The 25754-nt window shown below is 46.8% G+C and carries 29 protein-coding genes and 1 tRNA gene; 18 read left to right on the top strand and 12 right to left on the bottom strand.

The genetic code is table 11. The features are described 5' to 3' along the window. Positions 1–73 precede the first annotated feature (73 nt). Positions 74–1003 (top strand): RodZ family helix-turn-helix domain-containing protein, encoded by a 930-nt coding sequence (locus ICV32_RS07695; RefSeq protein WP_215369763.1) that lies wholly within the window; start codon positions 74–76, stop codon positions 1001–1003. 6 nt (positions 1004–1009) lie between these two features. On the opposite strand, the gene ICV32_RS07690 is transcribed toward ICV32_RS07695, so the two are convergent. The 3 genes from ICV32_RS07690 to ppa form a co-directional block, all read right to left on the bottom strand. Then, positions 1010–1348 (bottom strand): P-II family nitrogen regulator, encoded by a 339-nt coding sequence (locus ICV32_RS07690; protein WP_215369761.1) that lies wholly within the window; start codon positions 1346–1348, stop codon positions 1010–1012. A 66-nt stretch (positions 1349–1414) separates the two neighbouring features. Next, on the bottom strand, positions 1415–3046 hold the full coding sequence (locus ICV32_RS07685; protein WP_251371836.1) for an NAD+ synthase: 1632 nt from the start codon (positions 3044–3046) through the stop codon (positions 1415–1417). Between the two features lie 25 nt (positions 3047–3071). Then, positions 3072–3608 (bottom strand): inorganic diphosphatase, encoded by a 537-nt coding sequence (gene ppa, locus ICV32_RS07680; RefSeq protein WP_215369759.1) that lies wholly within the window; start codon positions 3606–3608, stop codon positions 3072–3074. 185 nt (positions 3609–3793) lie between these two features. On the opposite strand from ppa, the gene ICV32_RS07675 reads away from it, so the two are divergent. From ICV32_RS07675 to ICV32_RS07665, 3 genes are all read left to right on the top strand, one after another. After that, positions 3794–5851: a sodium-translocating pyrophosphatase gene (locus tag ICV32_RS07675; protein WP_215369757.1), complete on the top strand. Its 2058-nt coding sequence runs from the start codon at positions 3794–3796 to the stop codon at positions 5849–5851. A gap of 80 nt (positions 5852–5931) precedes the next feature. Further along, on the top strand, positions 5932–6207 hold the full coding sequence (locus ICV32_RS07670) for a BrnT family toxin (protein WP_215369756.1): 276 nt from the start codon (positions 5932–5934) through the stop codon (positions 6205–6207). Continuing rightward, complete coding sequence (locus tag ICV32_RS07665) at positions 6188–6526, top strand: DNA-binding transcriptional regulator (protein ID WP_215369754.1); 339 nt, start codon at positions 6188–6190, stop codon at positions 6524–6526. Before ICV32_RS07670 ends, ICV32_RS07665 begins: the two co-directional genes overlap by 20 nt. On the opposite strand, the gene trxB is transcribed toward ICV32_RS07665, so the two are convergent. Further along, complete coding sequence (gene trxB, locus ICV32_RS07660) at positions 6523–7479, bottom strand: thioredoxin-disulfide reductase (RefSeq protein ID WP_215369752.1); 957 nt, start codon at positions 7477–7479, stop codon at positions 6523–6525. The two genes, ICV32_RS07665 and trxB, sit on opposite strands and share 4 nt — an antisense overlap. A 50-nt stretch (positions 7480–7529) precedes the next feature. Between trxB and ICV32_RS07655 the strand changes: the two genes are divergently transcribed. From ICV32_RS07655 to serS, 3 genes are read left to right on the top strand one after another with little or no spacing between them, the layout of a single operon-like run. After that, the gene (locus ICV32_RS07655; RefSeq protein ID WP_215369750.1) at positions 7530–9836 is read left to right on the top strand and encodes a DNA translocase FtsK; all 2307 of its coding nucleotides are present in this window, start codon (positions 7530–7532) and stop codon (positions 9834–9836) included. 17 nt (positions 9837–9853) lie between these two features. Further along, complete coding sequence (locus tag ICV32_RS07650; RefSeq protein ID WP_215369748.1) at positions 9854–10522, top strand: outer membrane lipoprotein carrier protein LolA; 669 nt, start codon at positions 9854–9856, stop codon at positions 10520–10522. A 23-nt stretch (positions 10523–10545) separates the two neighbouring features. Beyond that, positions 10546–11862: a serine--tRNA ligase gene (gene serS / locus ICV32_RS07645; protein WP_215369746.1), complete on the top strand. Its 1317-nt coding sequence runs from the start codon at positions 10546–10548 to the stop codon at positions 11860–11862. On the opposite strand, the gene ICV32_RS07640 is transcribed toward serS, so the two are convergent. Next, positions 11859–12281, bottom strand: coding sequence for a type II toxin-antitoxin system VapC family toxin (locus ICV32_RS07640; RefSeq protein WP_215369744.1), 423 nt, complete (start codon positions 12279–12281; stop codon positions 11859–11861). The genes serS and ICV32_RS07640 overlap by 4 nt on opposite strands. 5 nt (positions 12282–12286) lie before the next feature. Continuing rightward, positions 12287–12532 (bottom strand): AbrB/MazE/SpoVT family DNA-binding domain-containing protein, encoded by a 246-nt coding sequence (locus ICV32_RS07635; protein WP_215369742.1) that lies wholly within the window; start codon positions 12530–12532, stop codon positions 12287–12289. 124 nt (positions 12533–12656) lie between these two features. Between ICV32_RS07635 and ICV32_RS07630 the strand changes: the two genes are divergently transcribed. Continuing rightward, a tRNA-Ser gene (locus ICV32_RS07630) sits at positions 12657–12746 on the top strand. Between the two features lie 17 nt (positions 12747–12763). Further along, positions 12764–13213: a potassium channel family protein gene (locus ICV32_RS07625; protein WP_215369740.1), complete on the top strand. Its 450-nt coding sequence runs from the start codon at positions 12764–12766 to the stop codon at positions 13211–13213. 11 nt (positions 13214–13224) lie between these two features. On the opposite strand, the gene ICV32_RS07620 is transcribed toward ICV32_RS07625, so the two are convergent. Continuing rightward, entirely contained in the window at positions 13225–14115 is an 891-nt protein-coding gene (locus ICV32_RS07620) for a transporter (RefSeq protein WP_215369738.1), read from the bottom strand. A gap of 37 nt (positions 14116–14152) precedes the next feature. On the opposite strand from ICV32_RS07620, the gene ICV32_RS07615 reads away from it, so the two are divergent. Next, positions 14153–15592, top strand: a complete 1440-nt coding sequence (locus tag ICV32_RS07615) for a sensor histidine kinase (RefSeq protein WP_215369736.1) — start codon at positions 14153–14155, stop codon at positions 15590–15592. 4 nt (positions 15593–15596) lie between these two features. Here the strand turns inward: ICV32_RS07615 and ICV32_RS07610 are convergent, their stop codons facing one another. Further along, entirely contained in the window at positions 15597–16691 is a 1095-nt protein-coding gene (locus ICV32_RS07610) for a hypothetical protein (RefSeq protein ID WP_215369735.1), read from the bottom strand. A gap of 120 nt (positions 16692–16811) precedes the next feature. Between ICV32_RS07610 and ICV32_RS07605 the strand changes: the two genes are divergently transcribed. After that, a complete protein-coding gene (locus ICV32_RS07605; protein ID WP_215369733.1) occupies positions 16812–17285 on the top strand; it encodes a hypothetical protein in 474 nt (157 codons plus the stop codon). Between the two features lie 19 nt (positions 17286–17304). Here the strand turns inward: ICV32_RS07605 and fliL are convergent, their stop codons facing one another. The 3 genes from fliL to ICV32_RS07590 form a co-directional block, all read right to left on the bottom strand. Further along, positions 17305–17925, bottom strand: a complete 621-nt coding sequence (fliL, locus tag ICV32_RS07600; protein WP_215369731.1) for a flagellar basal body-associated protein FliL — start codon at positions 17923–17925, stop codon at positions 17305–17307. A 65-nt stretch (positions 17926–17990) separates the two neighbouring features. Further along, a complete protein-coding gene (gene rpoN / locus ICV32_RS07595; protein WP_215369729.1) occupies positions 17991–19385 on the bottom strand; it encodes an RNA polymerase factor sigma-54 in 1395 nt (464 codons plus the stop codon). A gap of 109 nt (positions 19386–19494) precedes the next feature. Next, the gene (locus ICV32_RS07590; RefSeq protein WP_215369727.1) at positions 19495–19836 is read right to left on the bottom strand and encodes a polymer-forming cytoskeletal protein; all 342 of its coding nucleotides are present in this window, start codon (positions 19834–19836) and stop codon (positions 19495–19497) included. A 289-nt stretch (positions 19837–20125) separates the two neighbouring features. Between ICV32_RS07590 and ICV32_RS07585 the strand changes: the two genes are divergently transcribed. After that, positions 20126–20380 (top strand): hypothetical protein, encoded by a 255-nt coding sequence (locus ICV32_RS07585; protein WP_215369726.1) that lies wholly within the window; start codon positions 20126–20128, stop codon positions 20378–20380. A 29-nt stretch (positions 20381–20409) separates the two neighbouring features. Here the strand turns inward: ICV32_RS07585 and ICV32_RS07580 are convergent, their stop codons facing one another. Further along, positions 20410–20790: a hypothetical protein gene (locus ICV32_RS07580; RefSeq protein WP_215369724.1), complete on the bottom strand. Its 381-nt coding sequence runs from the start codon at positions 20788–20790 to the stop codon at positions 20410–20412. 138 nt (positions 20791–20928) lie between these two features. Here ICV32_RS07580 and ICV32_RS07575 point away from each other — a divergent pair, with 138 nt between their 5' ends. The 6 genes from ICV32_RS07575 to ICV32_RS07550 all read left to right on the top strand — a co-directional run bounded on the left by ICV32_RS07575 (position 20929) and on the right by ICV32_RS07550 (position 25744). After that, positions 20929–21348 carry a surface-adhesin E family protein gene (locus ICV32_RS07575; RefSeq protein ID WP_215369722.1) on the top strand — a complete coding sequence of 140 codons (420 nt, stop codon included), beginning with the start codon at positions 20929–20931 and terminating at the stop codon, positions 21346–21348. A 24-nt stretch (positions 21349–21372) separates the two neighbouring features. Further along, a complete protein-coding gene (locus ICV32_RS07570) occupies positions 21373–22122 on the top strand; it encodes a hypothetical protein (protein ID WP_215369720.1) in 750 nt (249 codons plus the stop codon). A 14-nt stretch (positions 22123–22136) separates the two neighbouring features. Continuing rightward, a complete protein-coding gene (locus tag ICV32_RS07565; protein ID WP_251371980.1) occupies positions 22137–23345 on the top strand; it encodes a diguanylate cyclase domain-containing protein in 1209 nt (402 codons plus the stop codon). 131 nt (positions 23346–23476) lie between these two features. After that, on the top strand, positions 23477–24253 hold the full coding sequence (locus ICV32_RS07560) for a hypothetical protein (protein ID WP_215369716.1): 777 nt from the start codon (positions 23477–23479) through the stop codon (positions 24251–24253). Positions 24254–24269: 16 nt separating this feature from the next. After that, positions 24270–25343, top strand: coding sequence for a PDZ domain-containing protein (locus tag ICV32_RS07555; RefSeq protein ID WP_215369714.1), 1074 nt, complete (start codon positions 24270–24272; stop codon positions 25341–25343). Further along, entirely contained in the window at positions 25340–25744 is a 405-nt protein-coding gene (locus ICV32_RS07550; RefSeq protein ID WP_215369713.1) for a hypothetical protein, read from the top strand. Before ICV32_RS07555 ends, ICV32_RS07550 begins: the two co-directional genes overlap by 4 nt. The last annotated feature ends 10 nt before the right edge of the window (positions 25745–25754 follow it).

Below are 25754 nucleotides of genomic sequence, written 5' to 3'. Positions count from 1 at the left end.
GTTTGGGCTATAGTGCGTTGATAAATAATGACTAAGATCGTTATAAATATTAATAATAAATCGATGAGACTGAATGCCAAATCATAATCCTCTGCCCGAAATTCGGGGTGAAGTCATTAAAAAGACTCGAGAGTCAAAAGGCATTTCTATCCACGAAATATCGAAGGATCTTTGTTTTTCGGTCAAACAAATCGAACAGATTGAAAGTGGTGAGCGCAGTCATTTTTATTCCTTAGCGATTAAAGTGGCTGCAGCTAAAAAAGTCGCTGATTATTTGGATTTAAGTTATGACGATGTTTTTGACTTTGGTCCCGATTTGGTTCAAGAGAGTCAACAGGCAGAAAAAAATGCTGAGGTGGAGCAGAGCGAAGTCCCCGAAGAAAAATCAAGCGAGCCACCAGTAACAAAACCAATTGTTGAAAAGATTCCTGAAACCATAGAACGTTTTGATTTGAGTGATGATGAACCAAAACCGAAAACTTCAAATACGAAGTATGTATTTTTTGCGCTCTTTGCAGCAATCGCCGCTACTTTTTTAATGATCGATTTTCCTGCGAAAGAGAAAGTTGTTGAGCCACCGCTTGCTAAGATGCCTACCGAGTCGCTTGACACTGCTCCGAAGAAAGAAGAGCCAGTGCCCGCTGCAACAACCAATCCAGCACCCGTTGCCACGACGACCCCGGCAGTGACCACTGCGACCAATGAAAACTGCCCAGCGCCCGATGCCAATCAAACCACGTATCGCTCCCCAAGTCCCACGAAGGCTGGAAACATGGTTTATATCTCCAGCCGTATTAAGCAAGTGGTATGCGTCAAAGATGGAACGGGCAAATTAGAAAAACGTGCCTTGGATGTAAATGGCTCACATTCGTTTTTTGGTAAAGCCCCATTTGTGTTGATGACCACCAATCTTTCTCAGGCGGATATCTTTTTTCAGGGCTATCGCGTTCGGATTGACGATCCAAATGCAAGCAGTGTCATTCTTGAGGAAGTTCAGTACTAATCAGCCCTAGACTGCAGCATCATCGATTTCGCCAGTACGAATTCGAATCGCTTGTTCTACGGAGCTCACAAAAATTTTCCCATCACCAATTTTTCCAGTGCGTGCGGCTTTGATGATGGCCTCGGTCACGGTTTCAACCAAGTTATCGGAAACCACCACTTCTACTTTCACTTTGGGCAAAAAATCAACCACGTACTCAGCGCCTCGGTAGAGTTCGGTGTGACCCTTTTGACGGCCAAAGCCTTTCACCTCGGTAACGGTAAGGCCAGTCACACCAACCTCAGCTAGTGCTTCGCGCACTTCATCAAGTTTGAAGGGTTTAATAATTGAAGTAATTAGTTTCATAGTGTCTCCTTTGCCTCAATCATACTCAAGGACGATGACTTCCTCATTTCCCCATGATTTTTAGGACTAGAGCTTGGCTCCTGATGTAATGGGGTAGCGCCAATCTCGGCCAAAGGCGCGAGCGGTAATGCGAACCCCAGGCGGTGCCTGACGGCGTTTGTATTCATTTATCTGAATGAGGCGTGTAATTTTTTGCACCGCCGCAGAATCAAAGCCGGCTGCAACGATTTCCGTACTGGATTGATTCTGTTCCATATAGCGCGCCAAGATGGCATCTAAAACTTCATAGGGAGGCAGGCTATCTTGATCGGTTTGATTGGGGCGCAATTCTGCCGATGGTGCCCGAGTCAAAATCCGCTCGGGGATCACCGGTTTTATTTGATTACGATAGCGACAGAGTTGATAGACCAAGGTCTTGGCAATATCTTTAATCACGGCAAAGCCCCCGGCCATATCCCCATAGAGGGTGCAATACCCAACGGCCATTTCACTCTTATTGCCCGTGGTGAGGACTAAGCGCCCCGTCTTATTTGAGAGTGCCATCAAGATCGTGCCACGCGCCCGAGCCTGAATATTCTCCTCGGTCGTATCGCTTGGTAAATCAGCAAATTGCTTTTGCAGGGCATCTTCAAATGCACCGACGGGACCTTGAATCGAAATCTCATCGTATTGCACACCCAAATTAGATGCGAGTTCGCGCGCATCAAGCCAAGAAATTTCTGCGGTATAGGGCGAGGGCATCATCACCGCACGGACCTGCTCAGGTCCGAGTGCATCAACTGCAATCGCCAATACTAAAGCGGAGTCGACCCCACCCGAAAGCCCAAGGATAACTCCTGGAAAACGATTTTTATGCACATAATCACGTGTTCCCATGACCAGTGCTTTATAGACTTGCGCCTCGAGCGTTAATGCAGGGGCGATTACTCCTCGCTGCGGTTCGCAGGCTTCAATTCGAAGGAATCCGACTTCTTCTTCGAACTGTGGCATTGCAAAAACGAGCTCCCCCTTGGAATTGACTGCGCATGATCCACCATCAAAAACGAGTTCATCTTGCCCACCCACCATATTGAGATAAACAATGGGTAAATTACAGGCTTGACTCTGCTGCTTGAGAAGCTCATAGCGTGTGTGTTCTTTTTGGAGGTGGTAGGGCGATGCATTTAACACCACAATCATTTGTGCACCAGCTTGTTGAGCTTTGAGCACAGGTTCTGGATGCCAAACATCCTCGCATAACAAAACGCCCAATTTCAAACCATGGTGATCAAAAACGCAGGCATTCTCACCCGCCACAAAATAGCGCTTCTCATCAAAAACTTCGTGATTGGGTAATTCGTTTTTGAAGTAAGTCGCAATGACCTTGCCGTTCTCAATGACCGACGCTGCATTCCGTAACCCACCATTGGATACAGCAGGGTGACCCACAATCACGGTTAAGCCTTGTAATGCTCCTAGTTGGGTACACAGGGATTGGAGAACGGTTTGTGTCTCTTTGATAAACCCAGGACGTAGTAAAAGATCCTCTGGAGGGTAACCAGTTAGGGAGAGCTCCGGAGTTAGGAGGAGGCTCGCCCCATGATGATGGGCTTTTTGAGCTGCCTCATAGATAGCCCGCGCATTACCAATGCAATCACCCAACAGAGGATTGAGTTGCGCTAGAGCAATCTGCATGGGGGAATGAGCACGCTGACTCATAACCAACGCCATGCACGATTCATGCTTATGCCTTCTCTTTCTGATAGCGGGCCATGCCATCGGTAATTTCTTTGTGGGCATCCGCAATGGAACCCCACCCTTTGACTTTGACCCATTTGCCCTTTTCTAAATCTTTGTAATGCTCAAAAAAATGCTGAATCTGATTTAAGCGCATTTGGTTGATATCCTCTGAGCTCTCCCAATGGCTATAGATCGATAAAATACGATCCTCAGGAACCGCCAGCAATTTGGCATCATCACCAGCCTCGTCATTCATTTGCAAAACGCCAAGCGCACGGCAACTGACCACCACTCCGGGGATTAAAGGAAACGGTGTAATTACCAAGACATCAACTGGATCGCCGTCCCCCGCAATGGTCTTGGGGATGTAGCCGTAGTTACAGGGGTAGTGCATGGCAGTACCCATAAAGCGATCTACAAAAATCGCCCCAGTTTCCTTATCGACCTCGTATTTGATGGGGTCGGCATTCATGGGGATTTCAATAATGACGTTAAAGTTCTCGGGAACCCTCTTTCCTGGGGTGACGTTATCAAGACTCATAAATGCTCCAAATTAAATAAAAACGGTCTGCTTAGTAGATACCCTGATCTTAGCAAAGTGGTAAAGCGCTAATTCTGTTGGATACTTTCAAAGCTGCAGGCTCACTATTTTAAGCCTTTGGGCTAATAGCAAGCTTGTCGTTTCAAAATTAAATTGAATCCTCAACCAAGTAGGAGTGATTTAGCATGAGTGATGTAACTTTTGGTCTGTATTTTGCCCTAGTGTGTGGTGTCATCGCGGTGGTATACGGCTTTGCGATGCGCACCTGGATTCTTAAGCAAGACACCGGCAACGCCCGGATGGTCGAGATTGCTGAGGCGATTCAGCAAGGGGCGGCTGCTTATCTAGCACGCCAATATAAAACGATTGCCATTGTCGGTGTGGTGCTAACCATCCTGATGGCGGTCTTTCTTGATTTAGCAACGGCGATCGGTTTTGTGATTGGTGCTGTGCTGTCGGGAGCCTGTGGCTTCATTGGCATGAACGTTTCAGTGCGCGCGAATGTACGAACTGCGCAGGCTGCTACTGAGGGCATGAACCAAGCCTTAAACGTTGCCTTTAAGGGGGGTGCGATTACTGGCATGCTCGTGGTGGGGTTGGGCCTCTTAGGTGTTGGCGTATTTTTTATGCTCCTCGTGTCGATGGATAACGGCCAAGATCTCTCTGATGTCTTGCATCCGCTGATTGGCTTAGCCTTTGGCTCTTCTTTAATTTCAATCTTTGCTCGTTTGGGCGGTGGCATCTTCACGAAGGGTGCTGACGTAGGCGCTGATTTAGTTGGCAAAGTCGAAGCGGGTATTCCGGAGGATGACCCACGTAACCCAGCGGTGATTGCCGATAACGTGGGTGATAACGTCGGCGACTGTGCGGGTATGGCTGCTGACTTATTTGAGACCTATGCAGTGACTCTGATTGCAACGATGGTCTTGGGAGCACTCATGGTCATGAATGCCCCAGTCGCAGCGGTTATTTATCCGTTAGTGCTCGGCGGCATTTCGATTATTGCTTCAATTATTGGTTGCTCGTTTGTCAAAGCGAGCCCTGGTATGAAAAACGTGATGCCTGCTTTGTATAAAGGCTTAATCATCTCAGGCGTGATTTCCTTGGTTGGTTTTTACTTTGTAACCAATTGGATTATTCCGGATGACGCCTTGGGCATCCCAGGCAGTCAGTGGCGCTTATTTGGATCATCGATTGTTGGTTTATTGCTGACCGCTGGATTGGTATGGATTACGGAGTATTACACCGGCACTGATTACAAGCCCGTTAAGCATATTGCCGAAGCATCAACCAAAGGGCATGGTACGAACATCATTGCGGGTCTTGGCGTATCAATGCGTTCAACTGCTTACCCCGTTATTTTTGTTTGTATGGCGATCTTTGCTGCGTATTACTTAGCAGGTCTTTATGGAATTGCAGTGGCCGCAACGGCCATGCTCTCCCTTGCCGGAATTGTGGTGGCACTCGATGCTTATGGCCCCATTACCGATAATGCTGGTGGCATTGCTGAGATGGCAGGATTGCCCGATTCAGTGCGCGACATCACCGATCCCTTGGACGCAGTGGGTAACACCACCAAGGCGGTGACCAAAGGGTATGCGATTGGCTCAGCGGGTCTTGCATCCCTGGTCCTGTTCGCAGACTACACCCATGCTTTAGAGGCAATCGGCCAGCAAGTGACTTTTGATCTTTCTAACCACATGGTGATCATTGGTCTATTTATTGGCGGCTTGATTCCTTATCTCTTCGGAGCGATGGCAATGGAGGCAGTAGGCCGTTGTGCAGGCGCCGTGGTGGAGGAAGTGCGTCGTCAATTTAGAGACATCCCTGGGATCATGGAAGGAACTGCTAAGCCAGAGTACGGTAAGGCTGTCGACATGTTGACCTCCGCAGCGATTAAGGAAATGATCATTCCATCGCTCTTACCGGTCGTGGTTCCAATTCTGGTGGGTCTCTTCTTAGGACCCGCTGCACTGGGCGGCCTTTTGATGGGAACGATTATTACTGGCCTCTTTGTCGCAATCTCGATGTGTACTGGAGGTGGTGCGTGGGATAACGCCAAGAAATACATTGAAGAGGGTAACCATGGCGGTAAAGGATCGGAGGCTCATAAGGCTGCCGTGACCGGTGATACCGTTGGCGACCCTTACAAAGATACTGCAGGTCCCGCGGTCAACCCGCTCATTAAGATCATTAATATCGTGGCACTCTTAATTGTGCCGCTCTTACCTGTAGTGCGGTAGGGAGCGAACCAAAACAAATAACCCAGATTTACTCTGGGTTTTTTGTTTGACAAGAGTAGTTCATTGAACTACTATAAGCGATGGACTTCGAATGGGATGAGTTAAAAAGTAATGATTGTTATATTCAGAGAGGGTTTGATTTTGAGGCGGTTATAGATGTATTTCGAGATCCCTACCGATTAGTGGAAACCGACGATAGGTGGGATTACGGTGAGGACCGATTTCGTTTAATTGGAAAATTAGACGAAAAATGCTACGTTGTTATATTTACTCATCGATCGAATATTATTCGAATAATTTCTGCCCGAAGAGCAAATGCTAGAGAGGTAAGAAAATATGAAAAAAGTTCGAGTTAGTATTGATTTGAGTACACCACGGAAGAAGGTTCGAGGGCGAATTAATCAAAAATTAATTGATGCTACAACCGAAATTGACATTGCTCGGCATAAAAAAAATGATGATGCTATGGCAATGCGTGACGCGGGTAAATATGCAGCTCGAGTCAGAAAGAAGATGGGTTTATCCCAGCTAGAGTTTTCTCGAAAAATTGGTGTATCACTAGAAACAATCCGCAATTGGGAGCAAGGTAAACGCGCTCCTACTGGTGCTGCTCGAGCGCTTTTGCGCATACTGGATCGCTCGCCCGAGCTTGCGCTAATTGCTCTTACTGCTTAACCGTCAAGTGCCTCTAAATAACGCTGCGCATCCAGTGCTGCCATACAACCTGTGCCTGCACTCGTAATGGCTTGGCGATAGATATGATCTTGGACATCCCCAGCAGCAAAGACGCCAGGGATATTGGTTGCGGTGGCATTACCCTCTAGGCCAGAATGCGTTTTGATGTAGCCATTGTTCATTTCGAGTTGACCTACGAATAAATCGGTATTGGGTTTATGGCCAATTGCAATGAAGGCGCCCGATACTGCAATGTCTTCTGTATTGCCATCCTGTTTTTTGATCCGTACCCCGGTCACTCCTTTTTCATCACCCAAGACTTCATCAAGGGTGGCGTTCAATTTAAGTTCAACCTTGCCTTCAGCAACCTTTGCCATCAATCGATCATTCAGAATCGGCTCAGCACGGAACTTGTCACGGCGATGAATCACCGTCACTTTTCGGGCAATACCAGTAAGGTAGAGCGCTTCTTCAACGGCCGTGTTGCCACCGCCGACCACACAGACATCCTGGCCTTTATAAAAGAAACCATCGCAGGTAGCGCAACCCGATACTCCGCGACCCATAAATGCCTCTTCACTCGGCAGACCAAGGTATTGGGCAGAAGCACCCGTTGAGATGATGAGTGCATCACAGGTGTAGGTGCCGGAGTCGCCTACCAGGCGAATGGGCTTTTCAGTGAGAGCGGCTGTGTGGATGTGATCAAAAATGATCTCGGTATTAAAGTGCTCCGCATGCTTTAAGAAGCGATCCATGAGCTCAGGACCTTGAACACCATTGGGGTCTGCTGGCCAGTTCTCCACGTCGGTGGTGGTCATGAGTTGGCCGCCTTGGGCGAGGCCAGTAATGAGAGTGGGTTTCAGGTTAGCGCGGGCGGCGTAGACTGCAGCGGTATAGCCGGCAGGGCCGGAGCCCAGAATCAGAACTTTAGAGTGTTTGGTGGTTGTAGTCATCCCTAAATTATAGGGTTCTACAGGCAAGGCTTGTTTACAATCAGACCAACATGGCTCGTAGCTCGCTTCCACAGATTAAGACCCCGTTGCCTCCCGAGGGCGGCACTGGCAAGATGTCTCGCCTAATTGCGGAAGTACGCTGGATGCTCCTACTGGCTATCTGCTTAGGCTTATTTGCTGTGCTGATTACGTACACCAAATCTGATCCGGCATGGTCGCACGCCAGTTTTGAGGCTCCTAAAAATATTGGTGGACGCATCGGTGCATGGACCGCTGATTTGATGCTTTACATTTTTGGGGTCTCAGCATTTTGGTGGGTCATTCTCTTTGCTAGACGGGTATATCAAGGTTGGCGTGAGCTGTGGAGTGTGCCCCTACCAGTTGACCCAGAAGCTAAACCAGAATCCTTTTGGACACGTTGGTTGGGTTTTACTTTGACCCTGACCTGCAGCATGGGGCTGGAATCGATTCGGATGCATTCCTTGCAATGGGAGTTACCAAGACCCCCAGGCGGCATCTTAGGCGAAGTGATCGGGGACCCCCTGCAAATGGCCTTTGGCTTTACAGGCGCAACCCTGATTCTTATCTTTGGCCTGGCGGTAGGACTCTCACTCTTTTTGCATTTCTCATGGCTAACACTCGCAGAGCAGGTTGGGCGCTATGTCGAGCTTGGTGTGCGGCGCTTACGTGAAAAGCGCGAAGCGCAGGAGGACCAAAAGATTGGTGAGCAGGCAGCTGTTGAGCGTGAAGAGCATGTCGAGGAAGTACGAATTCGGGAAGAGGTGGCACCGAAGGTACAAATTTTCAACCAGCCGCTCAAGATTGTGAAGAGCGAGCGGGTTGAGCGTGAGAAGCAACAACCGCTCTTTGTGGAAATACCGGACTCGGAGTTGCCGCCACTCTCACTTTTGGACCCCGTTCCTGAGGCGAAAGAAACCATTTCTGCGGAGACCCTGGAGTTCACCTCACGATTGATTGAGCGCAAACTCGATGATTTTGGGGTGCAGGCCAAAGTCATTGCGGCCTACCCTGGACCGGTCGTGACGCGGTATGAGATAGAGCCTGCAGTTGGTGTGAAGGGTAGTCAAATCGTCAATCTGTCACGCGACCTATCGCGCTCATTGGGTGTCGTGAGTTTGCGAGTGGTCGAGACCATTCCCGGTAAAACCTGCATGGCACTTGAGTTACCCAATCCCACGCGACAGTCGGTTTACCTCTCCGAGATTTTGAGTTCGCAAGTCTATAACGACAATCACTCCTTACTGACTTTAGCCTTAGGTAAGGACATTTCGGGTAGTCCGATGGTCGCAGATTTAGTGAAGATGCCCCATTGCTTGGTTGCTGGTACCACTGGCGCCGGCAAGTCGGTTGGGATTAACGCGATGATTTTGTCGATCCTCTTTAAAGCGAAGCCCGATGAAGTACGACTCATCATGATCGATCCCAAGATGCTTGAGATGTCGGTCTATGAGAAGGTGCCGCATCTTCTTTGCCCAGTCGTTACCGACATGAAGCAAGCCTATAACGCGCTGAATTGGGCGGTCAATGAGATGGAGCGCCGCTACAAACTGATGAGTAAGTTTGGTGTGCGTAACTTGGCGGGCTTTAATAAAAAGATTATGGAAGCCGAAGCCAAGGGCGAGAAACTCACTAATCCATTTAGCTTAACGCCTGAGGATCCTGAGCCACTCTATAAGGCCCCGATTATTGTGGTGATCATCGATGAACTCGCAGATCTCATGATGGTCTCCGGTAAGAAGATCGAGGAGTTAATTGCGCGGATTGCGCAAAAAGCGCGTGCCGCCGGAATTCATTTGGTGTTGGCAACGCAACGGCCTAGTGTGGATGTGATTACCGGTCTGATTAAAGCGAATATTCCAACTCGGATTTCGTTTCAGGTGAGCAGTAAGGTTGACAGTCGCACCATCTTAGACCAACAGGGTGCCGAGACCCTATTGGGGATGGGCGATATGCTGTATATGCCACCGGGTACTGGATTGCCGATCCGGGTGCACGGCGCATTCGTCTCTGACGATGAAGTGCATCGCGTCGTTTCATGGCTCAAAGAGAAGGGTGAGGCAAATTACATCGAGGGTGTGCTCGAGGGTGCCGATGAGTCCACCATGGATGCGATCAATGGTGGTGGCAATGGTGGTGGCGAAGCCGATCCCCTCTATGATCAAGCCGTTGCGATTGTGCTCGAAAACAAACGCGCCTCCATCTCGCTTGTGCAGCGGCATCTGCGAATTGGCTATAACCGGGCAGCACGCCTTCTAGAGGATATGGAAAAAGCCGGGTTAGTTTCGAAGATGGGCGGTAATGGTAATCGCGAGATTCTGGTTCGTCCAAGCGAATAAATCAGCAAATCGACGACATGGTGCGCGTTTTTTATTCCATCCTCTTAGCCTTTGTGCTCTTAAATCCTGTTCATGGACAACCAACAACACCATCCGGAATAGAGCAGCTCAAACAGTTTGTAAAGACAGTGCGCTCTGCTCAAGGCGAGTTTGTGCAACAACAAATGCGCTCACCCAAAGCGAATGAGCCACAAGATAAGCCAAAGATGATTCGGCAAACGTCAGGGCAATTTGTATTTCAGCGCCCTGGCCGTTTTGTCTGGGATACCCAAAAGCCATATGAGCAAAAACTCATCATGGATGGCAAACAACTTCTGATGTGGGATAAAGACCTCAATCAGTTAACGATTCGCTCGGCCAATCAAGCCTTAGCGGCATCGCCTGCTGCCATCCTCTTTGGGGATGTCGTCCTCGATCAGCAATTTGATCTCGAAGAGGCGGGGACCAAAACTAATCTTCAGTGGGTGAACTTAAAGCCAAAAGCAAAATCTGGGCAGGGCGATCTGCCATACACGCAAATTGCAATTGGCATGAGCTCGGGCCTACCCAGGGCTTTGGAGTTAACCGACGGATTTGGCAGCATGGTGTTGGTGATTTTTAATTCAATGCAAATCAACCCCAGCGTGGACCCCAGTCGCTTTCAATTTAAACCTCTGCAAGGCGCTGAGGTCGTGCGACTAAACTAATGGCTTGAACCCAAAGGAATCGTATGCTGGACCCCCAACTGCTCCGTAAAGATTTAGAGAGCGTCAAGGCACGCTTAGCAACCCGTAAGTTCGAGCTTGATGCAGACCTGTTTACTCAGCTCGAGAATGAGCGTAAACAGCTCCAAGCCGGCACTGAAGAGTTACAAGCCAAGCGCAATCAATTGGCTAAAGCCATTGGTATGAAAAAAGGCAAGGGCGAGAATGCGGATACGGAACTTGCCGAGTCGGCTAATGTCAACCAAGCGCTTGAGAAAAATTCTGCGCGCTTAACGATTTTGCAAGAACAGATTAAAGATTTTGTGCTTAATATTCCCAACTTGCCCGATGCGAGTGTTCCGGTTGGTAAAACTGCCGATGAAAACAAAGAGATCAAGGTTTGGGGAAAGCCAACGCACTTTGATTTCACCCCCAAAGACCATGTTGATTTAGGTGCACCGATTGGACTTGATTTTGATGCAGCTGCCAAAATCAGCGGCGCTCGTTTTGTGGTGTTAAAGGGAAATGCAGCGAAATTGCACCGTGCCCTAGCGCAATTCATGCTTGATGTGCATACCGAGCAGCATGGGTATCAAGAAGTCTACGCACCATATATGGTGAGTGCTCAAGCGATGCAGGGAACTGGACAACTTCCCAAGTTCGAAGCCGATCTATTCAAAGTGCCACGCAAGATGGGTGGGGAACACCCAGACGATGGGGGTGAGCGGATTGAAAACTTTTACCTGATTCCGACCGCTGAGGTACCCGTGACCAATTTAGTGCGCGATGAAATTATTAATAGTGAGCAACTGCCAATCAAGTATGTAGCCCACACTCCGTGCTTTCGATCGGAGGCTGGTAGTTATGGGCGCGATGTGCGCGGTATGATTCGACAGCATCAGTTTGATAAGGTTGAGTTGGTTCATATCAGTCATCCCGAGAAATCGATGCAGGCGTTAGAGGAACTCACTGCTCATGCTGAAAAGATTCTGGAGTTATTGGAGTTGCCATATCGCCGTGTGCTTTTATGTACAGGGGATATGGGATTTGGCAGTACCAAGACATATGATCTAGAGGTATGGATTCCCTCGCAAAATGCTTATCGGGAAATTAGTTCCTGCTCAAACATGGGTGACTTCCAGGCGCGACGGATGCAGGCGCGTTATAAAACTGGGCAGAACAAGCCCGAGCTACTCCATACTCTGAATGGCTCTGGATTAGCAGTGGGCCGAACGGGAGTAGCGCTGCTCGAGAACTACCAGCAAGCCGATGGCAGTATTCGGATCCCCAAGGTACTTCAGCCTTATATGGGCGGCTTAGAGGTGATTCGTTCGATATCTTAAAGAACCAGTGCCTTAATCATTGCTTTCTCTGAGTTTTTAGCAAGTACTTTATCCAAAGTCACCATCAATTTTGACTTCATCTCTTTCGCAGCAGCAAGATGCAATGCATCGCCTGCCCGAAGGTTTGACTTTGAATCTAAAGTCAACAGCCCGGCAGAGTAAAAGACATTTCTTTTGATTGGCAGCAACTCGACATCATACGAACAAATTTTTTCAAAGAGAGTCCAAGCACTACGACTTTGTTTGGAAGTAATTTGCCCAGTTCGCTCCTTAATTGCCAGCGCGCTAGCAAACTCAGTACAAGTCCAGATTGAACTAATCAGATCACCGCTTGCTTTCTCATACCAAACCTCAACAGCCTTACTTTTTGCTTCGCGTGTGCACAGCGCAACAAAAACACTCGTATCGATATAAATCATTGAAATTAGTATCGAGCTGAGTCGCGCAATTGCTTGATCACCGATTTGCTAATCGGCATTGATTCACGCAAATCATGGAGCTCACGAATCAGTGATTTACGGTCAACGTGCTTGGAGCGCAACACAATCGTTCCATCGGGCGTAAGGCTTGCACTTAAAAAATCACCCTCTGTCAAATTTGCCTCTTTTAAGAGATGCTGGGGAATCCGCAATGCAAGACTATTGCCCCATTTGGATATTTGAATATTCATGAACTGGTCCTAGAATTTGAATAATGTATATCTTTTAATGTAGATACATTATAAAGGCAGCCATCATTTGGGTCAATGCCAATCCCAGCTAATTCAGAGGGTTGGCTATAATTCAGTTTGAGTCGGAGAGGTGGCAGAGTGGTCGAATGTACCTGACTCGAAATCAGGCGTAGGTGCAAGCCTACCGTGGGTTCGAATCCCACCCTCTCCGCCAGTACTTAAAAGTTCCCAATGCTACTTCTCGTCACCTCGATCATCAATAGCTTGATTGCATTATTTGTGATCGTCATTCACTACGAGGTTTTATACAAACTAAATCACATTATGTCGGTGATTAAACATATTCATGCGCGTTATAAAGTACTCATTGCGGTCGGTGTAATTTTTATCGCACACATCATCGAGATTTGGGTATTCGCGATTGCCTATTACCTCATGCTGAAATTTCCAAATCTAGGCAAGATTATTGGTACCGCCTCAGAGCACGGTTCACTTCTCGATAGTGCGTATTTATCATTTGTCACATTTACCACGGTGGGGTATGGCGATATTGTCGTGGACGGTTATCTTCGATATCTGACTGGAGTCGAGGCGCTAACAGGCCTGATTCTAATTACCTGGTCTGCATCATTTTTATTTATTGAAATGCAAAAGTACTGGGGATCACAGCATTCGAAGTAAGATGGGCCTACTTAAAAAGATTTGGTGTATCTCAACGCTAAGCGCCGACTCTCCATAAAGCCATTCATTGTTGCGATATCGTTGCCATACTGAAGCATGAAGCGTCCAATTTTGGTGTAAGCAACACCGCTTACAAAGTAGCGCTGGGTCACTACGGTATTGTTTCGCTCAATGCCATTAAACGCAGTCTCTCCACCGGTGACATAGACATAAGTTGCAGCAACGGTATAGGTTTGGTTAATGCGATAAATAGGACCAATTTGGCTACTATAGAGAGGCTTCTGAGTGAACTGCAAGTTTGTTGTTGAGGAGCAGGCAGCCGCACATTGGCTATTAGCTCCGTACCAAACCGTATCAAAAGCAAATGCACCATCCACACTCTTGGTTATGGGCCGCTGATAACCAAGCTGCAATGCCTGGCTGTAGCGATTATTACCAAGATTGAAGGCTTTGGTCGAGGAATACTCGCCAGTAGGCAGGGATAGATAGGCTGCGACGCCAAAATAAGTACGCGTCGTATGGTTTGCATAAGGCCAAATTGCTGTTGCAATAGTGGTGTCAGTCATGCCTTGGCTTGCCGGATAGGCTGACAAGGATCCATCCGGAGATAAAGTGCCTCCACCCACTTGCACATAACTTACCGCAGGTAATGAGCCAATGGTATAGGTATGACCAAGGCGAACGATTCCAAGGTTGGATTCTAGATTGGGTGATGCGCCGGTAGGCACATTATTGACATACAAAGTGATATTTTGAGCATTGACATAAGAGATCGAAATCGCTGTTCGGTCAGGGGTCGGAGCCACGATATCGTTGGGCTGTAGATCAATTGCGAGTGCATGGCTACTGAGCACGCTGAGCGTTCCATATACAAGGAGGCAAAATTTAGCTGATTTGGCCATTTATGGATTAAGTAGGCAATTCAAGTACGATGAGAATATGAAAGTTTTACTAGCATTAAATTTCTTTATCTTTGCGGCCATTCAGTTTGGATTACTGCTAGGCATCCTGCATTATCTCCAGGGCGAATCAAAATCGAAACCCAATCCCTATTGGATATTGGCTCTTATTACGAGTGTAACCGGGCTCACATTTTTTGCGATTGGACTTTTAAATACGGATGATATTCAAAAAGTCCCACCCATATTTACGCCGGCCAATACCCTGTTTTATGCAGCAGCAATTTCTCAAGGTCTATTCTTTTACTCATTTAATCATTCAGTGAGCAAGTCCTTAAAGTTAGCCTTAGGACTTTCAATCCTTTGTTATGGACTTTTCTTTGAATACCTTAGACAGAATTGGACATTCGAGGCGCGGACGATGTTTGTGGCCTCGACTTATGCAATTATTCTTGCTTGGCAGATCCGAGAAGCTCGTATGGTCAATCGGGATTTGGGCTTGCAGCAATTGCGCTATTTTCAATATGCAGCGATTGGTGAGGCACTCTTTTTGGTCCCACGACTTATTGTTTTATTGGGTTCGAACCATCCAATTAATACCATGGAGCAATTACCGCAATTACTCATCATTTTTACTTATGGTCAAATTTTGATGAACACAATATCGTTCATCGCGATTTGGGGCTATTGGTCTGAAAAATTAGCCCTTGAGAACCGCTTAACGGTTAGCGAAACGGAAGAGGTAAAGAATCTATTACAAGAACGAGAGGCGCTCATCATCTCGCTTTTGAGGGCCAATAAAACGATTACCACTGGCGCCCTATCAGCCTCGATTGCGCATGAAATAAATCAACCTCTCGGTGCCATTCAGATTAATAGTGAATATTTGCAAAAAAAGATTCAGGAACCACAAATTGATCGTGAGCAAGTCAAACAGATCGCCAAAGAGATTGAGCGCGATAATATGCGCGCTGCTCAGATTATTAAGATCTTAAAATTAATTTTTACTGAAAAATATTCAGCAGTTCCTACTTTCGTAGCGGTTCAGGAAGCGATTGATTCCGTATTATTGTTATCAAGGTCGGAATTTATACGTCGGCGAATCGAAATGGAGATTAATATCGAGCCCGGCTTGCAAATTCCAGTGAGTTTTGGTGAAGCGGAGCAACTGTTTTTGAATTTATTGAATAATTCAGCACAGGCCTTAGAGCGCTCAAGCAATGAGCCTAAACGGATTCATCTGATTGCTAAACGGCATGAGGAAAAATCCATTATTCGAATTGAAGATAATGGCTGCGGTGTGCCAATCGATAGGCAAGATAGTCTCTTTGATCTATTTGCAACCACAAAACACGAGGGAATGGGCTTGGGTTTATGGCTTTGCCAATATATCGTGACGCGTAACGGGGGAAAGATTAGTTTTGACCGGAATTTCAATCAAGGTGCAGCATTCGAAATTGAGTTCCCGAGCCTAAGTTAATCAATCACTCGTTAGCCTTGCGATAACGAACAATCGCCGTTAAACGTTCTTGAGGATCAAAATCCAATCGATATACATTATTTTGATCAAAAATAAAGGAACGATAAACGCTAGAGCTCCAGCTCATTTTTAAGCGAATCATGCGGTACGAGCCTTCACTTAGGCCTTCCACCATCTTTTTTACTTGCTCAAATTGATTTCGTTGTTCTTCATTTGGATTAGCAACGCTACCCACATACTTTTCGTATGCATTCACTAATTCGGACTTATTGATTGTTTTGGCATAGTAGAAGATAGGTTCTTGAGGGTTTTCGCTAGGCTCGGTACCTAACCATTTAAACGAAATATCCGTTTTGGTCTCTAAATTCGTGATGACAAGAGCCTCACCTGAGATGGTGATTTGATTATTGGTGTCTAACCATTTTCCAAGCCAGCGTTTGTTAATTGGTTCGCTAGCAACCAGGTTTGGTTTAGAGGCCGGCTGGGGCTGGGTTTGAGGTTGGGGGTCACTTGGTTTTTCTTCAGCGGTTGGAGTTTTCACAATCGCCTCGGGCTCATCAGCCGGTTTTTGTTTGATGAAATAAATAGCAGAGGCAATCATGCCCACAATCAATAGCAACAAAATGAGTAAGCGATGATCGGATTTTTGGCTCTCGGCCCTTTGAGGCTTGGCTGCTTTGGGGGTGGGGCTCATGGCTGCAGGTTCGGCCGCTGGCTTCGGGCTTGCAAACCCAGGCTCGATGCGAGGGGTTACGGGCGGCGTAGTCTGTAAAACCGCGTTTTGGGGTTTGGCTGTTTCAGTGACTGGTAGTTCAGTGGGCTTACTAAAGTTGGTGGGCGGGGCAGTTAAGCGTGGTTTGGGGATGGTTTTTGAACCATCGGCATCGCTAGCGGTTCTCGATTTATAGAGGATGCCAAAGCCAATGAGACTAAGGCTCGCTAGGGATTGGGCGATGAGGCCTAAAAAGACAGGATTACCTTCAGTAACCACTTCTGGAGGGTTATTCATTGCGAAATGAACCCACTCATGGATTAAGTAGATCGACCAATTAATGCCGCTGATGATGGAACCTGCTTTTAATAGTTTTATAAATTCCATACCGATTACTCCAGGATGATTAAGCTAAAGTTTGTTGAAATCCTGAGTAATAATAGCAAATACTGTTTATAAAATGGATAACAAAAAGCGAGCTTTTAATTGATGTCCGATCGGAAATCCATGCAAAAAGTCATGACAAAATCCATCATCAAGGAACTTGAGCAATCGCAATGCATGTTCTTTTGGTCAAAAAAATGGATTTTTCAGAACTCATTAATTAATTCAAGTGATGCTTGGGCGATTACCAAGCAAGTCTACTTTCGTAATGTCCGCAAACATCGTGCCTTGGCATTTGCGCTTCCCTACATAGTGATTGAGGTTCCCTTGCTAGAGCAATCCACTCGGGCGCGGATATTGCTAAGCTACGCTGCAGACATTACCTTAATGATCGGTGCAATGGATCATTTCATTAAGGTTGAAAAAGGAATCAATGCTTGGCTCGAGAGACCTGACAAAACATGGAACCGTCAATCTTTAGCGTCGGTCTGTGGTCGAATTCTGAATACCGGGATTATTGCCGATGAGATTGCCTTACTGCGCTACCACGAGCCTTATCACAAGAAATTGGCTGGTCAATGGGAAGTCTTAGAGTAAGTATTTATTGAAGGACTGATTAACGATTAATCATAAATGCTTCAAATAAAACCGCTTGCACTGGAAGATCTTCGACTGTGATCTCAAGTGGAAAATCTTCTGCAGTCTCATCTGGATTGGGTTTTGTTGAGCCTGCATTATTTTGTTTGAGATAAATCGCGGTGAGCTGAGGATCAAGTAGATCATTTGAAAACAGTAACAATTGCTGTGCGATCTTGTTGCGTCCTGCGGTTGTGCGAAGCTCGTCGGCTGGAATTGAACCGAGAATCGTGTTTGCTTTGTGCTCAATTAAAGGAAGAATATCTTTTAGTGCACTTTTGACAGAGCTATTTTGAACTTTCAATACCAGTTCTGCCGTTGCATAACTGCGATATTTCCCGTCTTTAACGTTGACTTGAATACGGTTATAAAAATGACTTGAGACTTTCACATAATGGTTGTCAAATGGATTCTTTTCTCGGTATTTCCTCGCCTTAATAATTTTATTTTCTAATTTATTTTCTTCAATCTCGGCTAATTTCTTTTGATGCTCATTCTCTTGATAAGCTAAAAATCCACCGACGGCAATCAATACCAATAAAACCGCGCCAATCGCAATCAGCGATTTTCGGGTGAGCTTTAATGATGGAAGTTTTGGCATAGCAAGTGGTGGAATAGCTCAGCGAGTCATGAGGGTAGGCTTATTCTAAAGGCTTATGGCGCAATCTAGTTTTTACGAAGGTGGGCTGGAGGAATCCGCAGTTGTTCGCGGTACTTGGCGACCGTGCGGCGGGCCACGGTAAAACCTTGGGAAGCCAGTAAATTGGTGATTTGATTATCGGAGATTGGCTTTTTAGGGGCTTCGGCCGTGATGATTTGCTTAATTAACGATTGCACTGCAGTGGCCGAGACCGATCCACCCTTATCTGAACTTAATTGAGCACTAAAGAAATATTTAAATTCAAAGATTCCTGCTGGACAGGCTAAGTATTTGTTATTAGTAACACGCGATATGGTCGACTCATGCATACCAATTGCGCTGGCAATTTCACGCAGAACCATGGGTTTCATCGCAATATTGCCTTGATAGAAAAAATTTTGTTGGCGCTCAACGATTGCTTGCGCAACTTTTAGGATCGTTTCTTCGCGCTGTTCAATATTTTTGATTAACCAACGGGCCTCCAACATTTTTTGGTGTAACGCAGAATTACTCTTTTTGGAATTATTTTCTTTCAGAATCCGACTGTATTCTTGGTTTAACGTCAGGCGGGGTTTGAATGCTTGATTCGAATGAACTACCCACTTCCCTTTGGTGTTTAGCTTTACCACCACGTCGGGCGTCACCCACTGCTCCACATTGGTATCAAAGCGCAGGCCGGGGTTGTGTTGCAGAGATTTAATAATGGCAACCGCTTCAAGAATGGCTGACTCGGATTGTTTAAAGAGTTGCCGCAGTTTCCCCCAATCTTTTTGTGCAATTTTGGTGAGGTGATTCTGGGCAAGTAAAAATGCGAGTTCTAGGCAATCTTTATGCTCCAGATCAGCGGTCATTCGCCGTTGTATTTGTAAGCTCAGGCACTCGCTTAGCGAGCGAGCGCCGACGCCGGGGGGGTCGAGCTGCTGCAGTTGGGTTAAGCCCTCTTGCAATTGCGACAAAGCTGCCGCAGGAGTCAACTGCAAGGATTGATGGATCTCGATGGCTAAATCGTCTAATGACTCTAATAAATAACCGCGATCATCTAGGCAGCCTGCAAGATAAAAGATAAATCCTTTTTTCGCGGGATCGAGGCGCAAAGACTGTATTTGTTCCTCAAGATAGTTCAGAAGGGAAGTGGTCTGCGCCTGTTGTTCATGGCGAGTATCCCAATCCTCATCATCGTCACGCGAGCTTGGGGCGCTTGATGCCCAATTGGCTTGCATGACTTCGGCTTTGCCAGACAAATCCCCATCTTCTTTGTGCTGATCTGGTGGTGCATATTCCAAGAGGGGATTTTCTTCAGCCGCTTTGGCAAGCTCCTCTTCCAATTCGGCTGATGAGATTTGCAATAACTCAATAGAGCGCTGCAATTGCGGGGTTAGCGCAAGATGCTGGCTAAATTGAGTTTTGAGTGCAATCTTCATGGATTTATTCTAGAAGAAAGCAATGGCGTAACCAAATTAAGGGCCAAGGCCGAATGGCATGGCTTGCACTTCAGGGTAAATGCGTTGGGGGATGAGCCCCACGTGCGACTTAATAACTCGGCTTACTAATGACTTTTAGATCGCCAGTGAGATGCGCACCTTTTTCTACGCTGATTTGCGAATACTCAATGGTGCCAGTAATTTTGCCGGTAGCGTAAACCGTTAAATGGTCGGTCACTGAAAGGCCCTGCGTAATTTCGCCACGAACTTCGACGGTTTCTGCATTCACTTTGCCGTTGATCACCCCAGACGAGTCGACCATAACTTGCTTTGTTGTTAGCTCACCCTCGACCAACCCGGCAATGGCAGCCATATCGGGCACATCAAAATTACCTTTAATGACCACACCCTCACCAACGAATAGGGAGCCGGGTTTGATGTTTTCAGCCATTTTTTCTTTTCCTTTTTTTGAGGGCAAATTGCTAATGCCTTGATTCTACAAAATTATTCACCGGATAATCAATTGGCATGTGCATTAGTCAGCCCAAATAGGTATCAGAAGGGGCCTTCAAGTCAGCAATGTAAATGGATACTAACTTTATGAATGCAAAACCAATTCATCCATATGTTGGTAACTCCTTGATTCATATATTTAAATTATTGATGCCGGGAATCGGTTAATGGGTGACATGCTTTTTGCCGTTATATAAAATTACCAGGATCAATTAAGGTAAATCGTCATGTCGTCTCATCTCATTCAAGAATCTCGCATCAGTAGCCAGCGCTTCTATACCGTGATGCGGGAGAGCAAGATTAAGTTTTATACGACAAGCGTTGCAGCGGCTCGGTATTGGATTAAAAACTGCTCAGAGGCTCCACCACTGCATTCAAATGGTAAGGCGGTTCCAGCGGCTCCAGCGGCAGCTGAGGTTGCTAGCGAGGAGGCAGCATTGCCACCAAGCACAGAAAACCCCGAGGCGGCGCCAAACGCCTAATCGATACTTTGCCCAAGCTGGATTTGTTTTTATTGAGAGCGCGGGTAAATGGTGTTTTTCTGGACGTCTTCGGGATTCCAGTTTTTAGTCATATCGCCCGTCGGGCCAAAGAGCGTTAAAAGCAGCAAAACACCTAAAACCGCAAATGCGACCCCAAGGATTAGGAGTAAATTCTTGCTCTTTTTTTCTTCGTTAGCCTTAATGCTTGGTGGTCTGGCAGGGGGATTAAATTTCTCAGGGAAAGCCGATTCGATTGCCGCATTGGCTTTTTTAATATGGGCATAGATCGTCGCATCGTCTTTTTCATCCTCGATGGCGCGCATTGCCTCCAGATAGGAACGGTGAGCCAATTCAATCTGTTTAGCGGTTTTTAGGTACTGTTCGTGCCTAGAAAAATGTTCGGGCTTCATAAGGATGTACTTATAATTCCTCTACACTAAGTGCCTAGATTCGTAAGCCCATCAAGGATATGGGGTTTGCCTAGGGATGTTGATCATTACTGCTCTATGTTAACCAAAAACCATACTACCGCGCTGCAATCATTTTCAATGATATCCAATCAAGGAATTTATTGGTTACTTGCTTTGGTATGGCTTTGGGCTGGGGCTCTACAGGCTCAACCATTAATGGCAGATCTAAAACCGATCCTAGATACCAAGACCCATAGTATTTACATCTATAAAAGCTCGGTTAAAAACTTACCGCCTGATTGGAAAAAGGTCTGGGTATTAACGAACTTTTACCCAGACCCTAACCAGCCCCCGCTTACCGTTTTATCAACGCGTCGCAATGTGCTATTTGATTGCCGCAAGAATCGGTTCTCTACTTTGGCACTGATTCGTTATGGAGAGCCTAACGCGCTGGGCAAGCCTCTGTTGCAGACCGACTCCGGTTTTGATCTCAAAGAGCGCGAGGTCCCCGAGGGGTCGGCAATGGAGATTATTAAAGGCATTGTGTGCGGTTCCTAACAGGCTTGTTTAAACTAATGGGTTATGAAATTTAATATTTATCCTCCCGAAACCCCGGCTGTCATCGATCCAAATTGGAAAATCGATCCACGCTTTATAGCAAAAACCATCGAGCGGGAGGGGGAACGTCAGCCCTATGGCGGTTTTTATCCGAGTGCTACCGATCTGGGGGTGCCCATGGAGCTCTTGCGGGTCGATCCGGCCCAAGGCCTCATGTTTAAGCTTCATGGCGGCAGCGTCGCTGAGTTCATCGGTAGCGAGCAAATGGCGGTGTTATGCGGTCCCAACGGCAAGATGCAATTCAAAGCCCAAATAGCCAAAGCCAATGAAAAAGGCGAGCTAATTGCAGCTATACCCAATGAGTTAATTCTGATTCAGCGTCGCAAACAGTTTCGTACATTGGGTCCACCGGATGAGGACTTTAACTTTGTTCTAAGCCTTGGCGCTGGCCAGGAGTTACTAACTAAAGTGATTGATATCAGTTCTGGGGGTATGCTGCTCGATATTCGTTTAGATGCCACCCAAGTCGATATTGGGCGCTATTGGCATGACTGCTATTTTGAGCGCCTAAAGTCGCGCTCTGGCCCAATCGATTTACAAATTAAGAATAATCGCCCAGGTGCTCAGCTAGATCGCATTCGAGTGGGTTGCGAATTGTACGAACCGAACACTCGAGTTTTAAAAGAAATGGAAAGTACGCGCAGTGCGATTGAGAATGCACGCGTTGCTTCGAAATTAAATCGTTGGTACCTAAACGCATCGTGGTACGACTAAGCGGTTGATTGGCGATGATTGAGGTTCGTCAATCCCAGCTTCAATCGCTAAGTCAACATGAAATTGAGCGCTTGGTTTATGTTGACCCCTTAAGTCAATTACCCAATCGACGCTACGTCGAGGAATCGCTTCCCAACTTACTGCAAAAACTCGATGGAACTGCGCTATTTTGTTTTGTCGACATCGATCGCTTTAAACAAGCCAATCAAATTAGTTATGCATTTGGCGACTCTCTCTTAAGTGCATTTTCTCAACGGCTCGCATCGCTTCTCAGGGCCCATGACTTGGTATGCCGTTTTGGTGGTGATGAGTTCATCGTCATTCTGTCTGATCTATCCGCTGCGGATGCTTCGATGCAAGGTCAAGCCATCTGTGAGCGACTCTTAGCGCGCATGCAAGAGCCTTATCGGATTGATGGGAGACTCTATTCGGTCACAATCAGTATTGGATCTTGTCTAATCGACACGCAATCCACCTTTGAGGGACTGATCAAGAGTGCTGATGATGCACTTCGTGCAGCTAAGCGCAGCGGTGGAAATGCGCTGCGGATGGCAGATGCGCTCCCGCCCGAGGTCACTAGTGCACAGGCTACTTCGTTCGCGGCAGCGATGCAGATTGATAGTCATCAGAGTGGTGTTGGTGCAGAAATTCTATTACCTGCAGCGTGCATGGATTTGGCGCAATGGTTTCATTACTTAGAGCGCTTACGATTACACCATGCAGCATCCTTCGTTTCGGGTCATACGCCATTTCGTTTGGCCATTGATGTACCGCAGCGTTTGATTATGCAGGATATGGCATTAATTCAATCGTTTACCCAAATGCTCCAAGCGTATGTCGTGAATCATGCATTACCTGCTCAAACGATTTGCCTCGAAATCGACGAATCATTTTTGCAGTCAAGCCCGATGGTGTTGGATCATTTTTATCGGGCGATGAGTGAGGCTGAGATTATGCTGTGTTTGGATCATTATGGGCGCCCCCAATCGCGTTTTGGCAGTCAGTGCGAACCATTTTTTTCCTTGGTTAAGCTCTCTGTACATTTATGCGATCGGATTTGTGATGACGCACGTGCCCGATCGCAGATTGAGGGTATTGTTACTATGACCAAGACTATGGGCCAAATTCCCATTGCACAAAATTCCACTCATGATGCTGCCACTCAATTGGCATTAGCCGAATTGGGTTGCGAATATTTCCAAGGACCTTATAAAAGCCTTTAACTCCTCCCTATAAGGACTCGCATTGATTTTCATGGGCGCAGTCTAGAATAGGGCTATGGAGCATTGAACAGGTATTGGGCATTCGTTAAACTAAAGGTTTTGGTAGCGCTATGTTGGCATTCTTTCAGAATATGACCCTTGGAAAATGGATTGTGGTGGTTTGTGCCACCCTGTTTTGCATTGTCGCGATCGTATTCCTGCGGGACTTACTGACGAAGAAAAAAGAAGAGGAAGAAAAACCGGTTTCGCCTGAGGAGAGTGAAAAGGTCAAACTCGAACCCTTGTTGGTGGGCAGTCTACAAAAGACCCATCAATTAGAGGATGTGATTAATCAAAAAATAAGCAATATGAAGTTGGATTTGATGGCCGAGCGTCTTCGCATCACTTCCACCGCCGAGGTCTTAAAAAATTTAGCCATTGAGAAGCGTTTTCCAGAGACCCTCTATCAAATTTATTACGAAACCCGTGCCTTTCCTAAAAAATCACCCGAGGCACAAGAAACGGATTTGGAATGGCATCGTCAGGCGGGCATTACTGATTTATCGGTTGAGCCAATTGTTGCTGAAGACGGTATTTTGATTCGTTTCACACTCCAAGACCATCAGTACTCTCTGAGTGCAATCAACTATCGATTTGCAAGAACGTATTTTGTTGAACTGATCTTGCGAGATCCCGAGGATGTCAAATTATTAGTTGCGCGGGTCAAGGCCAATGAGTCTACAGGTCGAGAGATTTTAGAGAAAGCCGTCATTGAAATGCGTTCAGGCGACTGGATTGATGATATTGCGAGTTGCCGACTCTTAATGGATAAGCGTAAAACGGAAGTTCAACTCTTGGCAGAGCATCGTGAGGTTGAGACTTTAAAAAGCCGATTTATTTTGAATCAAGCGATTCGTAAAAAACAATAAAGACCAGTCACGACGTATGTCCACCGAAGTGAAAAAAACAGTGCATGGTTGGTTCTTGGGCTTTGCCAGCCTTCTCTTAGCCATTGCGCTGGGGGTTTTATTTAGTGCCGCTAGCGATCTAACCGATGCCTCGATGCAATTTAATGCCTTAACTGTGAAGCAACCCCGCTTTGCTGATTTTGTTGGCCCGCAGCGCTATGACATGTTGATGAAAAAGGCGACCAAACGCCCGGCTGCGAACCCTGCCCAAAAAGCAAATACCGAGGCAGCGAAGTCTCCGATCGATCCCGCGAAGGCTCCCCCCGAACCCTCAAAGGCCGCTAATCCCCCTGCCGATCAGCCACTTGCACTGGACGCTGCGATTCAGAGAACCTTTGAGTTTTTCTCGGAGTACGAAAATAAATTATCGAAGCCCAGCTTGCAGATCATTAAGCCCGTGGTTGCTGCGATCGAGATCGGATCACCGGCCGAGCAATCGGGGATCAAGGTGGGCGACACGATTTTGACCGTGGGCGGCACTAAGCTGGAATCCGTGATGGGGTTTTATCTAGCGCTTAGCGATAAGCCAAGCCCTGAACTCTCTTTGCGAGTGTTGCGGGATAAGCGGGAGTTAAACATTATTTTGCGCAGCCCCAAGGGAATTATTTTTCATGGCAACAACACAGGAATTAAGTTTGCCCTCCCAGAGGATGTTTTCTACATTACCGAGCAAGATGCCAAGCGACTGGCTGAGCAATATAAAAATGATTTTATGAGCACCATTCCCGCCGATTGGCGCGCTGATGCAGCCAACAATTTGATGCAGATGGCACGTCAGCTCAACAATTTAGGTACGGAAATGGTTGATCTCAATAACGCCAAGCCAATTCGGATTAAATCAAGTGATTTGATTGCATGGCAGCATAAACGCTGGTCAGAAAGTCTGGAGGATTATTTCAGTCAGCGCCGCTTGCTGGAAAACAAGGTCATTGAGATTTTGGGCAGCTTTGGGGATGCCATCAGCGGCCTGGTGGCTGCCTTATTGTTCTTTGGGATTGCTCTGTTATCGTTCTTATATAACCGCTCGTTTAGGCATAAAAGTTCAGCATGAATAGCCCTCTTATAGAGTATTGGCTTGGCATCGAGATCAATGGTCAGCATTGTGCGATCTCTGCACGTCAGATTTATGCCACGTTCATTTGTAAGCAGACTCCGCAGTCGGCCGATGCCCTACGCTTGGATGGCATCGTGGTGCATGAGGGGGAGCCCGTTTACCTTAAGCCCCATCATGCCCTCTTAAAACCCATGCAAAGTTCAATCAATCTTCAGGATTGGGGACGAGCCTGCGAAGATCCCAGTTGGGTGATTGTGTTAAAAGATCGCGGCCGAATGGGGCCTGCCTTTAGGGTGCGCAAAATTACTGGACCATTTCATGGGGGCGCGAGCGAGTCAGGCAACTCGGTGCACCATGGTGGCTTCGATTACTCTGTTGTCAAAGTACTGACAAATTAAATGCGTGGAT

The organism is Polynucleobacter sp. MWH-UH24A, from assembly GCF_018687475.1.
Taxonomy (GTDB): domain Bacteria; phylum Pseudomonadota; class Gammaproteobacteria; order Burkholderiales; family Burkholderiaceae; genus Polynucleobacter.
This window is presented reverse-complemented; position numbering and strand designations above follow the sequence as displayed.

Coding starts and splice junctions, on each gene's coding strand:
- ICV32_RS07695 (WP_215369763.1), top strand. CDS start 74: ATGCCAAATCATAATCCTCTGCCCGAAATTCGGGGTGAAGTCATTAAA.
- ICV32_RS07690 (WP_215369761.1), bottom strand. CDS start 1,348: ATGAAACTAATTACTTCAATTATTAAACCCTTCAAACTTGATGAAGTG.
- ICV32_RS07685 (WP_251371836.1), bottom strand. CDS start 3,046: ATGAGTCAGCGTGCTCATTCCCCCATGCAGATTGCTCTAGCGCAACTC.
- ppa (WP_215369759.1), bottom strand. CDS start 3,608: ATGAGTCTTGATAACGTCACCCCAGGAAAGAGGGTTCCCGAGAACTTT.
- ICV32_RS07675 (WP_215369757.1), top strand. CDS start 3,794: ATGAGTGATGTAACTTTTGGTCTGTATTTTGCCCTAGTGTGTGGTGTC.
- ICV32_RS07670 (WP_215369756.1), top strand. CDS start 5,932: ATGGACTTCGAATGGGATGAGTTAAAAAGTAATGATTGTTATATTCAG.
- ICV32_RS07665 (WP_215369754.1), top strand. CDS start 6,188: ATGAAAAAAGTTCGAGTTAGTATTGATTTGAGTACACCACGGAAGAAG.
- trxB (WP_215369752.1), bottom strand. CDS start 7,479: ATGACTACAACCACCAAACACTCTAAAGTTCTGATTCTGGGCTCCGGC.
- ICV32_RS07655 (WP_215369750.1), top strand. CDS start 7,530: ATGGCTCGTAGCTCGCTTCCACAGATTAAGACCCCGTTGCCTCCCGAG.
- ICV32_RS07650 (WP_215369748.1), top strand. CDS start 9,854: ATGGTGCGCGTTTTTTATTCCATCCTCTTAGCCTTTGTGCTCTTAAAT.
- serS (WP_215369746.1), top strand. CDS start 10,546: ATGCTGGACCCCCAACTGCTCCGTAAAGATTTAGAGAGCGTCAAGGCA.
- ICV32_RS07640 (WP_215369744.1), bottom strand. CDS start 12,281: ATGATTTATATCGATACGAGTGTTTTTGTTGCGCTGTGCACACGCGAA.
- ICV32_RS07635 (WP_215369742.1), bottom strand. CDS start 12,532: ATGAATATTCAAATATCCAAATGGGGCAATAGTCTTGCATTGCGGATT.
- ICV32_RS07625 (WP_215369740.1), top strand. CDS start 12,764: ATGCTACTTCTCGTCACCTCGATCATCAATAGCTTGATTGCATTATTT.
- ICV32_RS07620 (WP_215369738.1), bottom strand. CDS start 14,115: ATGGCCAAATCAGCTAAATTTTGCCTCCTTGTATATGGAACGCTCAGC.
- ICV32_RS07615 (WP_215369736.1), top strand. CDS start 14,153: ATGAAAGTTTTACTAGCATTAAATTTCTTTATCTTTGCGGCCATTCAG.
- ICV32_RS07610 (WP_215369735.1), bottom strand. CDS start 16,691: ATGGAATTTATAAAACTATTAAAAGCAGGTTCCATCATCAGCGGCATT.
- ICV32_RS07605 (WP_215369733.1), top strand. CDS start 16,812: ATGCAAAAAGTCATGACAAAATCCATCATCAAGGAACTTGAGCAATCG.
- fliL (WP_215369731.1), bottom strand. CDS start 17,925: ATGCCAAAACTTCCATCATTAAAGCTCACCCGAAAATCGCTGATTGCG.
- rpoN (WP_215369729.1), bottom strand. CDS start 19,385: ATGAAGATTGCACTCAAAACTCAATTTAGCCAGCATCTTGCGCTAACC.
- ICV32_RS07590 (WP_215369727.1), bottom strand. CDS start 19,836: ATGGCTGAAAACATCAAACCCGGCTCCCTATTCGTTGGTGAGGGTGTG.
- ICV32_RS07585 (WP_215369726.1), top strand. CDS start 20,126: ATGTCGTCTCATCTCATTCAAGAATCTCGCATCAGTAGCCAGCGCTTC.
- ICV32_RS07580 (WP_215369724.1), bottom strand. CDS start 20,790: ATGAAGCCCGAACATTTTTCTAGGCACGAACAGTACCTAAAAACCGCT.
- ICV32_RS07575 (WP_215369722.1), top strand. CDS start 20,929: ATGATATCCAATCAAGGAATTTATTGGTTACTTGCTTTGGTATGGCTT.
- ICV32_RS07570 (WP_215369720.1), top strand. CDS start 21,373: ATGAAATTTAATATTTATCCTCCCGAAACCCCGGCTGTCATCGATCCA.
- ICV32_RS07565 (WP_251371980.1), top strand. CDS start 22,137: ATGATTGAGGTTCGTCAATCCCAGCTTCAATCGCTAAGTCAACATGAA.
- ICV32_RS07560 (WP_215369716.1), top strand. CDS start 23,477: ATGACCCTTGGAAAATGGATTGTGGTGGTTTGTGCCACCCTGTTTTGC.
- ICV32_RS07555 (WP_215369714.1), top strand. CDS start 24,270: ATGTCCACCGAAGTGAAAAAAACAGTGCATGGTTGGTTCTTGGGCTTT.
- ICV32_RS07550 (WP_215369713.1), top strand. CDS start 25,340: ATGAATAGCCCTCTTATAGAGTATTGGCTTGGCATCGAGATCAATGGT.